The organism is Fibrobacter sp. (genome assembly GCA_012523595.1).
Lineage (GTDB): Bacteria > Fibrobacterota > Chitinivibrionia > Chitinivibrionales > Chitinispirillaceae > JAAYIG01.
On the sequence record JAAYIG010000198.1, the window covers coordinates 1 to 12160 of the forward strand.

At 42.4% G+C, this 12160-nt stretch carries 14 protein-coding genes; 9 read left to right on the forward strand and 5 right to left on the reverse strand.

What is annotated here, in order from left to right; translation table 11 throughout:
* Positions 1-176 precede the first annotated feature (176 nt).
* From GX089_13430 to GX089_13440, 3 genes are all read left to right on the forward strand, one after another.
* On the forward strand, positions 177-1025 hold the full coding sequence (locus GX089_13430; GenBank protein NLP03492.1) for a hypothetical protein: 849 nt from the start codon (positions 177-179) through the stop codon (positions 1023-1025).
* 157 nt (positions 1026-1182) lie between these two features.
* Entirely contained in the window at positions 1183-1626 is a 444-nt protein-coding gene (locus GX089_13435) for a hypothetical protein (GenBank protein ID NLP03493.1), read from the forward strand.
* Positions 1627-2622: 996 nt separating this feature from the next.
* Positions 2623-2811, forward strand: a complete 189-nt coding sequence (locus GX089_13440; protein NLP03494.1) for a hypothetical protein — start codon at positions 2623-2625, stop codon at positions 2809-2811.
* Here GX089_13440 and GX089_13445 read toward each other — a convergent pair whose 3' ends face one another.
* Positions 2812-4656, reverse strand: a complete 1845-nt coding sequence (locus GX089_13445; protein NLP03495.1) for an SUMF1/EgtB/PvdO family nonheme iron enzyme — start codon at positions 4654-4656, stop codon at positions 2812-2814.
* A 252-nt stretch (positions 4657-4908) separates the two neighbouring features.
* Here GX089_13445 and GX089_13450 point away from each other — a divergent pair, with 252 nt between their 5' ends.
* A complete protein-coding gene (locus GX089_13450; GenBank protein ID NLP03496.1) occupies positions 4909-5073 on the forward strand; it encodes a hypothetical protein in 165 nt (54 codons plus the stop codon).
* A 262-nt stretch (positions 5074-5335) separates the two neighbouring features.
* On the opposite strand, the gene GX089_13455 is transcribed toward GX089_13450, so the two are convergent.
* Positions 5336-5545, reverse strand: coding sequence for a hypothetical protein (locus GX089_13455; protein ID NLP03497.1), 210 nt, complete (start codon positions 5543-5545; stop codon positions 5336-5338).
* A gap of 147 nt (positions 5546-5692) precedes the next feature.
* On the opposite strand from GX089_13455, the gene GX089_13460 reads away from it, so the two are divergent.
* Complete coding sequence (locus GX089_13460; GenBank protein ID NLP03498.1) at positions 5693-5896, forward strand: DUF1059 domain-containing protein; 204 nt, start codon at positions 5693-5695, stop codon at positions 5894-5896.
* A gap of 74 nt (positions 5897-5970) precedes the next feature.
* Here the strand turns inward: GX089_13460 and GX089_13465 are convergent, their stop codons facing one another.
* The gene (locus GX089_13465) at positions 5971-6330 is read right to left on the reverse strand and encodes an STAS domain-containing protein (GenBank protein ID NLP03499.1); all 360 of its coding nucleotides are present in this window, start codon (positions 6328-6330) and stop codon (positions 5971-5973) included.
* A 339-nt stretch (positions 6331-6669) separates the two neighbouring features.
* Between GX089_13465 and GX089_13470 the strand changes: the two genes are divergently transcribed.
* From GX089_13470 to GX089_13485, 4 genes are read left to right on the forward strand one after another with little or no spacing between them, the layout of a single operon-like run.
* The gene (locus tag GX089_13470) at positions 6670-7659 is read left to right on the forward strand and encodes an AAA domain-containing protein (protein NLP03500.1); all 990 of its coding nucleotides are present in this window, start codon (positions 6670-6672) and stop codon (positions 7657-7659) included.
* Positions 7660-7668: 9 nt separating this feature from the next.
* Positions 7669-8616: a tetratricopeptide repeat protein gene (locus GX089_13475; protein ID NLP03501.1), complete on the forward strand. Its 948-nt coding sequence runs from the start codon at positions 7669-7671 to the stop codon at positions 8614-8616.
* Positions 8613-9494 carry a DUF58 domain-containing protein gene (locus tag GX089_13480; GenBank protein NLP03502.1) on the forward strand — a complete coding sequence of 294 codons (882 nt, stop codon included), beginning with the start codon at positions 8613-8615 and terminating at the stop codon, positions 9492-9494. Before GX089_13475 ends, GX089_13480 begins: the two co-directional genes overlap by 4 nt.
* Positions 9491-10690: an amidohydrolase gene (locus GX089_13485; protein ID NLP03503.1), complete on the forward strand. Its 1200-nt coding sequence runs from the start codon at positions 9491-9493 to the stop codon at positions 10688-10690. Before GX089_13480 ends, GX089_13485 begins: the two co-directional genes overlap by 4 nt.
* Positions 10691-11452: 762 nt before the next feature.
* On the opposite strand, the gene GX089_13490 is transcribed toward GX089_13485, so the two are convergent.
* Entirely contained in the window at positions 11453-11920 is a 468-nt protein-coding gene (locus GX089_13490) for a PTS sugar transporter subunit IIA (protein NLP03504.1), read from the reverse strand.
* 9 nt (positions 11921-11929) lie between these two features.
* Entirely contained in the window at positions 11930-12160 is a 231-nt protein-coding gene (locus GX089_13495) for a hypothetical protein (protein ID NLP03505.1), read from the reverse strand.

Genomic DNA, 12160 nt, shown 5'->3' on the forward strand with positions numbered 1-12160 from the left:
CCGTTTAAATAATAAATCAAGAAAGGAGGAGTAAACCCAGATTATTTTCATAAAGTGGCTGGTTTTGAAGTGCCCATATGTGGCCTGTTTTAAAGTGCCCGCCGACATTTTCGTACCTGTTTATTAAAACATTACAACAGTGTAAATTCCTGTTATGATCTTTATTAGAGGTAGAAATGATAAACCCCATCAGCAAATTTCTTTTTCTCCTTACTTTTTCCTCCTGCTTTTCAGAACCAGTAAATGTGGATGTTCCATATTCCAGCGGGGGAATAATTGTCAGAAGGTATCAATTTAATACAAAAAATTTCTCTAATGGGTTAAGAGTAGATTTCCCTTATAAAATGACTGGAACTGCCGAATCAAAAGAAAGAATGATCGGTATTGCTTTTGATGGCTTTGAGAATGCCGGATACAAATATGTTCAATCTGCAGATTATGGATCTGTTTTTTCAATGAATCCAAACGACTATCAAGACAGTATGTATATAAGCACTGATACATCATGGATTAATGCCACCATTTTCCCTGATTCACTGGTTCCGCTTGACAATATCATCGATACTGATGAAAGTACCGGGGAAGGCACTGTAAGAAAAGGCAGATATTTTCTTGTAACGCATTCTACGATTAATTTTCCAGCACATACTGAGGAAACCCCAATCGATAATCATAATATCATAATCTATGTTTCTACAGTAAAGAATAAAATGAAGCTGCGGATTTCCCGCATGTTTATGAACAGTTATCCCCAACCTCCGACTTATGATGACATATTGGATTCAATGGAGATTTCGTGGTCAGTAGATTCACTTGGAAACGGCAGGTTTATGACACCTGTAAGCACTAATAAAATCATTGCATTTCATAATAGACATGCCGTGTTAAATCAGGACGGAATTAACAACAGCCATTCTTCACTATTTGATATCAGCGGTAAACGTTTGCCCGGATATAACAGCATGGTGAACAGTCTTATTATTTTTAAGCAAGACAGTAAATATGGCACGATTCTTATTCGATAAGGTCGGGTTTCTAAAAAAAGGTCATGTATTATTTTGCTGCAGATGTCTGATCTATTCTTTGACATATAGTATGGAATGAACTAATTTACAATCAGATCTTTACCCGAAAAACACCCTTATACTTTACAAAACAGTTCCAGCAAAGAAGGAAAATACCATGAAAAAACGGAGTATATCCGGTATTATTGCTATAGCGATGACTTGCTTTACAATGAATATCTCTGCAGATGAGATTGGAATTGGCTTCGGCATTAATACTTCAGCTTACAAATCATTTGACGATAATAGAGCAAAATATCAGAAGTATAACATTCCCAGCCCGATCGAAATAACCTTCAAAAAGGATTTGATCGGTATTCTGGGATTACACTCCGGACTGCAGTTTTCCAAGAAAGCTACTTCTATACAAATTCAACAAACTATTGAGACTTTTGATCCTGTACCTGATGGTGTAGTCACATTTGAAGAAGAATTCAATTATGGTTCATTGGAAATATCTCCAATTCTCTCTTTCAAACTAAGCAATTTTCTTTTGGAAGGCAGATCTGGTCTCTGTGGTGAGTTTTATATAAATGAAAAATCTGATTTTTCCGATAATTGAGCTTTGTTGGAGGTATAGGACTAGGTTATGTAATAAAAGACAAATACAAAATCGGATTAAAAAGCAGTATTTCAAGAACTTTAACCGATATCTATAAAAAACAGGGTGACGATATAAAAATCCACTTTGTTAATTTTCACAATGTTATATCTTTGGGTATGCTTTTATAATATTCCGGAGGAATCCATGTGATGATACTCCACATGGATTTCTCTCGCATTCGGAAAAAATGATTGTTTTTTCATCAGTATCGCGCCGGAGGCTGTATCAATAATCCTTCCACTATAGCATGAGTAGATCATGAACCACCTCGAAAGCAGAAGCCCAGCATAAATAAAGCTTCACCACAAATGGCAAACGATTCAGATTCAGGAAACAGCTTTAGTCACAGTCTGATCCATTATTAATCAGTTTTTTTAGTTTTTAATGAATATATCAGGAAACTGAAAGTATCCTGGGATGAGAGCTGTAATGTCCTTAATTCATCTCCGGTGTGAATTTATGAACTAATCGAGGCCTCCTTTCTATCAGTTAATTCAATATTTCACCTCTGAGATGAAATAATGACCCAGAAACAAAACGGATATCGTTTCCTGCAAAACAACCCAGAAAAGTTACACCGTTTCCTGCTTTATCCATCCTGCTGCGAATCAATTCAATTTTGCATCATCCCTGCAGCAGGCACACCGCTACCCCTGCAGCCTCTTTAATGCATAATGATTCGCCACCTTCAAAGGAAGTTTTTAGTGCTCACTGAACGCTGCCGAGTGCTCCCCATAATCTGATAATTGTCTCTCACTGTCATTTGCCTGAACTGGATTCCTGCTTTCACAGAATAACGTGGGGTGAAATTGTACTCTATAGGAATAAATAGAAGAATCCCATATCAATTGAGCCGGCAGGCACAATGTTCTAAAGATTTTTTTTCCTCATGTCGATATTTAAAATGTGGTTTGATTTGCAGGGAAGTATACACAATCCAGGGATGGGTGCAAAATGAACAAACAAAGCGATTCACTCAACATCCGTAAAGGCCAATTCCTATGGATGGAAGAGGCCGAACAGGAATCCTATCTGAAAAATCTCAAGGCCAGAATATCCGATGGCTACTACTACTCTGACTTAATTCTCAGCAGAGTAGCAGATGAACTGGCAAGTGTGATGGCCGATGTTATGGATGAATGATCAGTTGCTTTTACAACACCTCAGACCAGTCTGGGGCTTTGCCGATCCGCCAACACCAGGAGAGACGGTCTGGCATTTGGAGTAAGGCCCGCCCATAAGCATCGGCTGCGCATTGTCACCGGTTACCCATTCGAAGATATTTCCTGTCATGTCATAACCGCCGAATTTACTAACGCAGTTATGACGTGATCCGGACGGCTCGACAGTTCTGGTGTCGGAATTACACTTCTGCTCCTCGACATTCCATCCATAGGGATAGGTATAACCTTCGATACCACTGCAGGCCCATTGCCATTCCTGAGCAGTACAAAGTCGTTTGCCTTTCTGCTCACAGTAATTTTTTGCCTGCTTATAGGAGATATTTCCCGTCGGTTTAGTACCCTTGACATTCGGATATTCATACCTGTCAACACACACCTTGAAATAAGGCCTGCCCTGCTTTCCCGGAGGCATGTCCACCAGAAACATATCATCTGGACAAAATAGAGGTTTAGCATATCTCTTTATCGGTTCATCAAAACCTGTTGAAGAGTGTCTGGTGATTCTCAATATTTCTGATCGTGCAACCTTCTCCTGCTTGCCATCCACAAGTTCAATTGTGACCGACAATGCATCCTCTTTCCTGATTTTCCCATAGTGTACAATATTAGGACTGGGATTACCCCAATCATCGGTTTTTGCATTCTTAACCAGAATAGTATCAAAGGGCGGCTCCATTTTTTTCTTCTGCTCCGTTGCCTTTGCCTGCTCCGGAAGCAGGGTAATACGGGTGATTGCATCTCTGGTAACCGGGATCCTTGAACCATCAATGTCGATCTGAATCATATCGGCAGTAATCGATTGCAGTTTTCCCTTGAAAACAGATCCGTTCTTTATCTGTACCTCAATCAACGCACCTATCGATGCCCTCTTTTGCAAAGCCTCATAGGAAATCTCCTGTGGCTTTGTAATGGGCTCATTTGCCTGTTTCACTTTTTTACTTTTAGGTAGTTCAAGAAGCTCAAACCTCTGGATAAGTGAGTGGCGGAATGCATATGGTTTTCCATCTACGGTTTCGAAAATAAGCGATGTGTCATCCTTTGATTCCACTATCCCAACCAGTTCATCACCGGTCGTAAGGCTCATCCTGTATTTCCCCTTCACGACAATTTCGGAAAAGGACTGCCCTGATGAGAGGGCTGGTGATGTTACGACTGCTTTAACCTCCTCTGTAGAAGACGGCAGAGCGGCTTTTCCACCCTGCTCCCACCAGTTACTCCAGGCGCTCTGATCATTTCCAAGCGAAATTCCGGTGATTCTCTCCAGAGCACAGGATGCTACCTGGAATGTAAAAGTAACATGGATGTTCACTACCGTACCGGCAGGCACACGGCTCGGAGAAGGAGTTGAGTAAGGGAATTGTACTTCATGTACAGTCTCGATGTACTGTTCACAGATGGAGATCGAGTTGTAATCGAGAAATGGAGATGAAAGGAGAAACTTATTTTTTTCACTCATGACATAGGTCTGCACCCAGTCCTCAAAATTCCCCTCACCGGAATATTGTGCATTCATGATTTCTGAAACGTGTATGGCCCTGGGAAAATTCTGAATCAGAGCCGGAACGGCTATCATGGCGCCACTTCCCATGTTTCCAAGTTTGATGGCAGCCAGGTAGCATCGTGTCGCATTTTCTTTGGAAGTCTGAGGCGGAATAACCTGTCCCTTGCGGGTAAAATACGAGTAGGCTTCAGGGGAGTAATAGACAGTGGGACCACTCTGGATATCACCCAAAAGGAGTGAGAGTTGATCCTGTGCAAAGAGTTGAGCCATCATTATTAAAAAGAGGGGAAAAAACCTGCTCATAACCTGCATCTCTCCTGAAAAGGATAAGGTAAACTAAATGTCTGTTTTGAGATAAAAAACCCAGTGTATAATTAAAATAGATACTATTGTTTTTATGTGCAAATACCGGGGGAGGCAATAATTGAGGAATCGTTTCGAAGTAATTAATAGATGCTATAGTGTCAGATTTAAAGTTTCTCTTATTAAAGGCCGAAATATTTAATAAAGGGTTGAGAGAAAGAGACTGGAAAATCCTGCACCAGGGGGTAAATTATGATGCATCAAAGAGTGGAACCATTTGTTACGCTCGACGACCGCCCCGACAGGGATACCGTCATAGAAAAAGATGAAATAATCAGCCTTATAATTGATCTGGAGACGATGACTATCGAGCGGCTCTACGATAAATATTTCATGTTAACAGATGACAGATCTTGAAGCTGAAAGGCTCAAAGCGATGTAATTTCCGGATGGGGAATTTACATTTACTTAGGGCCTTTTTGCTTTGTTTCTGAAAAAAGGCAACTTGGTTGAGATTTGGCAATTAAATCGCTTCATTAATTCACTCCAGAGATAAATTTGTGAGTTTAACGATAATTACCATCCAAGACCGGCATCAAATTTGATTGACCTTTAGGGGCCGCAGTACACGACCCCTTTCATACTCTGAACCAATTTAGACCCCAGTCCATCATCCGGATCACCTGCTTTTTGATTTTTCATCAGGACTTTTTTCTCTTTCTTTTTCCGGTGGAACCACATGCATCAGTTCTGCTTCCGGAACACTTTTCCTGCCCTTTTCTACCGGTCTGGCCTCAAACTGCGGGCTTTCCAGCAGTTCCAGAGAGATGAAAGCAGTTCTTTTTCTCTGACTGCCGCTAAGTTCCATATTATCCCCCATTCCAGACAAATTCTGATTTCCTGCCTTTATCTAATGGCCTGACACTCCTCATACATATTACGGCTGTACAAGCTTAAAAACCACGGTGAATTTTTGCCATTTGCAAATACATTTCATCGGGAGGTAATCGAAATAATAGATAGGGAGGGATTTATTATGAAAGCATTACGTTGCAGAGATCTTGGAGAGCGCACATGTAATTATGTCGCCTTTGGGGACAGGTATGAAGAGGTGGGACGGAAAATGTTTGATCATACCGCAAATAAGCATCACATGTTTCTTGAAAGCCTGGATTACAATGAGCGGGAACATTTTCTGGAACAGATGGAAGCAATGACTGAGGATGAAGAGGTCACATGAGCCTTACGGACAAGTATCATCTCTGTCAACCAGAGTGATCCCGGTTAAAGAGTAAATTCAGGTTCTCTACTCTATCATCCTACAGCCTCTCTTTCCAGAACCTCACGAGCGAAGCTGTCATAGGAGTTGTAAAGGAAGCCCTCAAATACTATGTCAAATTTGAGGGTTTCGAATATGTAGTTGATATATTCACTGGAGGAGATGATGTAGATGGCACCACCCATTTTGCGTACCTTGTTCAGGTTGTAAACCAGTGCACCTATTCCTCCGCTGCAGATAAACGTAACCTCATCGAGGTTAAATACAATATGGCACACTCCCTCGGAAATTATCTGCTGCACCTCTTTATCGAGCAGCCTGGCACTCTCCCAGTCGATTCTGCCGGAGGGTTTTATTACTTTGAACTTTCCGATTTGAGTAACAGAGAGTTCCACAATGTTCCCCTTTCATGAAATTACCGGATTTCCTCGTACTCCCCATCGCTAATATCATAGTCTGCAGGATCAAATCGTTTCTGATCTTCCGGATATCCAGACTTAACCTTTTTGTTTCCGGGGTTAAAGATCAGCAGGGCGATACTTATGACGATCATAAAAATGAGTATGAATTCAATAATTCTGATCAACAATGTTACAATCCAGTTTTGAAAAATCACAGGTAAAATGGTATATTTTTTATTCTCCCAAACAGGGAGTGTGCCTGATCCGATTATAAAAATAATATCATATAACATTCAAAGATACACTACTTTTCTTTTGTAACGGGGAGGAGCAGTGGCAGCAGACATAGCTCAGATAAATGAAAGAATCAAAGAAGAGAGTACTTTTATCTCACTTCTTAAAAGTGAAATCGGGAAAGTAATTGTCGGTCAGTCAAAGATGGTTGACAGACTATTGATAGGCCTGCTTACAAGAGGACATATTCTTCTGGAAGGTGTGCCGGGGCTGGCAAAAACTCTTGCGATCTCCACTTTAGCCAAAATTATCGACACCAATTTCCAGAGAATCCAGTTCACCCCCGATCTTCTTCCGGCGGACCTGGTGGGTACTATGATTTACAATCAGAAGACAGGAGAGTTTGTCCCCAAAAAAGGCCCTCTGTTTTCAAATATCATACTGGCTGATGAGATAAACCGTGCTCCGGCCAAAGTGCAGAGTGCGCTGCTCGAAGCGATGCAGGAGCGGCAGGTGACAATCGGAGACAAGACTTATCCGCTTGAGGAGCCTTTCCTTGTGCTGGCAACCCAGAACCCGATCGAGCAGGAAGGGACTTACCCTCTTCCTGAGGCCCAGGTTGACAGATTTATGCTGAAGCTCAAGATCGTTTACCCGACCCGCGAGGAGGAGAAACAGATTCTTGGCCGGATGGCAAAGGGAGAGGTCCCGTCAGTTTCAAAGGTAATTACAGTTGACAAGATTCTATCGGCACGGGAAGCGGTAAATGAGATCTACATGGATCCCAAAGTCGAAGATTACATCATCAACATAGTTTTTGCTACCCGCGAACCACAGAACGCGGGACTCAATGATCTCAAAGGACTGATCTCTTACGGAGCATCGCCGCGTGCTACCCTTTTTCTCACACGGGCCGCCCGTGCTCATGCTTTTATTCGCGGACGCGGTTATGTGACACCCGAAGATGTAAAATCTGTCGGCATGGATATTATGCGTCACAGAGTAATCACAACCTATGAAGCTGAAGCAGAGAATATCACCTCAGAGGATATCCTTCAGAAGATTTTTGACAGCGTGGAAGTGCCGTAGGCTGAGATCATGTTTTTTGTAAGACGACTACTCTTCATCTCTCTTATTGCATCCTTGAGCGCGGATCTTTATGCGCAAAGGCAGCTTATTTATGATCCGGAAAGAGGTATTGTCTTTGAAGATGAACCGAAGAGGATCACTACAGAGAAACAGAGCCCCTCTTCTGAACAAAAGGCTGTTCCAAAACAGAAGAGAGACTCGAATGATCTCCATTTGAACCGCAAAAAAGATCCGCCTGAGCTTTATTTCCGCTCCGGGCTGGAATACTTCAAGAATCGCGATTACAAAAACGCACTGAAGAATTTCTCTTACGCAGACTCTGTTGCCCGAAAACCTCATTACCTGCTCTGGAAAGGGAAGACACTGCGGCAGCTTGGAGATTCCAGACAGATGCTTTCAATCATGGAGCAGATAGTCGAAAAATACTCAGAAAGCGATGTTGCTGATGATGCACTGCTTGAGACGGCGCTTTACTATCAAAGTAATGATGATTATGAGAAAGCTGCACAGATCTACACCCGTCTTATTGAGCAGTTCCCATTCGGAACATCATTTTCCAATGGTGAAGAGCTCCGGGAAATCGCCCGCGAACAGCGCAGGGTAATGAGAGCGGAAATTACGACTCTGCTGGCTTCTTTAGGATACACAGACAATGATTTTACTGTCTCCTGTAAAAAGTTCCAGAAAGCAAACAATCTTGAGATTACCGGAACTCCCAACAGAGAAACTGTTTCGACCATCAGGAAACTGCATAAAGACCTCCTTAACAAAGAAGAAAAAAGAGCAAAAAACAAGGCTATGGCTCTTCGATTTTCAAAGTGGAATACAGCAATAGCATTATTTACACTCGTCAATATTACCCTGTTGTTTTCACTGCTGATCAAAATCAAAGCAGGCAAACGCCGTCTTGAGGATCTTAGTGCGATGCTTAAAGACCTCGATACGAGAAAACTATGATACCCAAAGAAGTTTTACAGAAGATCCGTCGAATCGAGATCAAAACCAAGAGAGTCGTTGATTCCATTCTTTCGGGAGAATACCACAGTGCCTTTAAGGGCAAAGGAATGGAATTCTCGGAGGTAAGGTGCTATACAGAGGGTGATGATATCAGGAATATTGACTGGAATGTCACAGCCCGGATGGGTGAGCCCTACGTTAAAAAACATGTTGAGGAGCGGGAGCTTACAGTGATGCTGATGGTAGATGCATCAGCATCGGGAAGCTTTGGAACTGTAAACAAGTTCAAAGGAGAAACAGCGGTCGAACTCTGTGCTCTCCTTGCCTTCTCCGCTATCAAAAACAATGACAGGGTGGGGCTGATTATTTTCACTTCCGGTGTAGAGCTTTTCATCCCCCCCAAGAAAGGTAAAAACCACGTTCTCCATGTGATCAGACAGCTTTTGTATTTCAAGCCATCTCAAAGGGGAACCAATATCAGTGAGGCAGTAAAGTTTCTCAACAGGGTTCAGACAAAACGTGCTGTTGTATTCCTGGTATCCGATTTCTTCTCACCGCCTTTCGATGCTGCTGTAAGAATCGCGGCAAGGAAACACGATCTTATCGCGGTAAAGATTACCGATCCCAGAGAAAATATCTTTCCCGATGTCGGCCTGATCGAACTTGAGGATGCAGAGAGCGGAAATACCATACTGGTAGATTCGGGAAGCAGAAAATTCCGTGAGTTTTACAACAGAGAGATGCAGAAAAAGACAGAGGAAATCAGTTCACTTTTCAGAACAACCGGTATCGATGAAATCAAAGTATCTACGGAAACAGAATACGTAGAGCCGCTTGTCCGCTTCTTTAAAAAACGTGAAAGGCTGCTTCGCACATGAAAATTTCTCCCGATCCTTTATCTGTCAAGATCAACGACCTTATAGAACAGATCTATCCAGAAGCAGTCCGTCTCCGCAGAATCATACATCAGAATCCTGAACTGTCCGGACAGGAGTATGAAACTGCCAAACTTGTTTATAAATACCTCCGTGAAATCGGGCTCAAACCCGACTATCACCTCAATAAAACAGCAGTGACATCTGTGATCCGCAATGGCCGGGGGAAAACAGTAGCACTCAGAGCAGACATGGACGCTCTCCCAATAACCGAAGAAACCGGTCTTAAATTCTCATCATGCAAAGCTGGCGTGATGCATGCCTGCGGTCATGACATGCACACAGCAACACTGCTCGGTGCCGCCAGCGTTCTTAACAGGATAAAAGACAGTTTTAACGGTACGGTTTTACTTATTTTCCAGCCCTCTGAGGAGGTTGAGCCAGGTGGAGCTATCGGTCTGATTAAGTCAGGTGCTTTTCCCGGCAACACAAACGCAGTATTCGGATTGCACGTGAGCACTGATCATTTCAGCGGTGAGATAGGATTGAAAGAGGGTGCAGATTACGCCGGGATAGTTAACTTTGATGTAAAAGTCAAAGGAAAGGGTGCACATGGGGCAACCCCGGAGAAATCTGTCGATCCGATTGTCTGTGCAGCATCGATGGTAACCGCACTCCAGACACTTGTCAGCCGTGAAACAAGCACTTTTACCCCAGCGATACTGAGCATCGGAACTATTCATGCCGGAACCCTCAGAAACATAATCCCTGATCAGGCACTGTTCCAGGGAACTCTCAGGAGCCATTCAAAAGAGTGTCTTCATTACTTTGTGAAGCGCATTAAAGAGATGTGCCGCCAGATAGCATCATCGTACAGAACTACAGCAGAAGTCAGTTTCCAGGAATCTTATCCACCAAGCTTTAACGACCCGGAAATAACAACCCGTTTCAGGAATTCCTTCTCCTCTCTTTTCGGCAGCTCAGCCCTGGTTCAAAGGGAAAACCCCACGATGTATGCAGAAGATTTCTCATACTATCAACAGAAAACTCCAGGTCTCTACATTCACCTTGGTGTTAAACCCGTCGGCAGAAAGTTCAATGGCTGCAGTATTCACTCCTCAGGATTTGCTCCCGATGAGACCGCGATAAAAACCGGGATTGCATCACACGTAGCATTTGCTTGTGAACTACTGAAATAGAATACTGTAGTTAGCTGACTTTACTTCCACCAGGGTACGTGCCCGTATGATGTGATTACCAGGAAAGTGAAAAGTGAAACACAACCTTTGTGTTTTTCCAATTTTTAAGCTATATTTTCCTTTACAAATACCACTCCGCCAATTCCTAACAATTCATTAAAAATGAAATCCATCAAAATCCAATATCTCTTATCACTTGTCCTGACTTTTTTTTCATGTGTTACTGTCAAACCAATCTCTTACATGGAGAATACAGTTACGAGTGCAATATTCCCAATAACAGAACTCTTGAAATGATAGTATTAAAAGAAGAAAAAGAATTAATTCAAGAGGGCGCTCAAAGGACGCCGATGGTACGACTTAATACATGGGCCAGCTTCAATGCCAAAACACTGAAGGTATACAGAAATATCAGGAATGAGTTCGTGTTGATTTTCCGTTTTGTCGCTTTTATGATCATGAATCAAAAAAATATGCTATTCATTTCAAAGCCGGAGACGAGACAATTGACCTGGGAAATATTGATATTATAGAAGGTGTAAATGCGGGCAATGCAATGGATGAGTACATGGTTAAGATGGTTACCATAAAAGAATTCAAAAAAATATCCACTACCACTGATTTAAGTGGAAAATCGGGAACATTGAATTCTCAGTACCTTATGAATGCCGTGAGCCATGGAGAAATCTGATTCAGTCCATACCTTCACTATTAGAACCAGATTATAATCCGGAATAACTGAGGCAAGTGCGGCTTAATTTATCACTCTACGTATTTATTCTCACTCTTGATTATCACATCGATAAACTGTCCCGGTTCTTCCGCTTCCAGAAGTTTCTCCCGGACATCCTCGTATGACATTATTCTGGAGAGAGAGGAAAGTATCTGAGTATGTTCTGTTGAGGTGCTTGTAGGAGAGATCATCAGGAAGATCAGATGAACCGGCTGTTCATCGATAGCGTCGAATTCTATCCCTTCCTTTGAACGTGCCGCAACCATGTAGAGACGATCTATATTTGTCAAGCGAGAATGAGGGATGGCGATTCCGTAGCCGATCCCGGTTGACATATCCGATTCTCTTTCGAGAATTTTCTGAGCAATGAGATCTCCATCAGGAAGGTTATTGAGAGAGGCCAGAAAGTGAGCCATCGATGAGAGCACCATACTTTTATCAGTATCTTTCAAATCAATAAGTATGGCGTTTTTCTGAAGAAGATCCTGAACTTTCACAATAATCCTTTATTCAGTTATAGAATTCTTCCTGGGGGGGGTTCTGCGGATTGCGACAAATATCCTGCCTGTCACATATATCACAAACCCCGCAATCGTTACACCGAAGGCAACCTGGGGAATATAATTCCCATAAAACCTGGTCCTCCAGTATACAAATACCCCCACCACAGCCAGACCAAACCCAGCCATCATCAGCACAGTACCATGCTCAGAAAGATATTCGAAGATCTTTTTCAA

Bases quoted from the DNA above. Each gene is read 5' to 3' on its own strand.
- GX089_13430 (NLP03492.1), top strand. From the start codon at position 177: ATGATAAACCCCATCAGCAAATTTCTTTTTCTCCTTACTTTTTCCTCC.
- GX089_13435 (NLP03493.1), top strand. From the start codon at position 1,183: ATGAAAAAACGGAGTATATCCGGTATTATTGCTATAGCGATGACTTGC.
- GX089_13440 (NLP03494.1), top strand. From the start codon at position 2,623: ATGAACAAACAAAGCGATTCACTCAACATCCGTAAAGGCCAATTCCTA.
- GX089_13445 (NLP03495.1), bottom strand. From the start codon at position 4,656: ATGAGCAGGTTTTTTCCCCTCTTTTTAATAATGATGGCTCAACTCTTT.
- GX089_13450 (NLP03496.1), top strand. From the start codon at position 4,909: ATGATGCATCAAAGAGTGGAACCATTTGTTACGCTCGACGACCGCCCC.
- GX089_13460 (NLP03498.1), top strand. From the start codon at position 5,693: ATGAAAGCATTACGTTGCAGAGATCTTGGAGAGCGCACATGTAATTAT.
- GX089_13475 (NLP03501.1), top strand. From the start codon at position 7,669: ATGTTTTTTGTAAGACGACTACTCTTCATCTCTCTTATTGCATCCTTG.
- GX089_13480 (NLP03502.1), top strand. From the start codon at position 8,613: ATGATACCCAAAGAAGTTTTACAGAAGATCCGTCGAATCGAGATCAAA.
- GX089_13485 (NLP03503.1), top strand. From the start codon at position 9,491: ATGAAAATTTCTCCCGATCCTTTATCTGTCAAGATCAACGACCTTATA.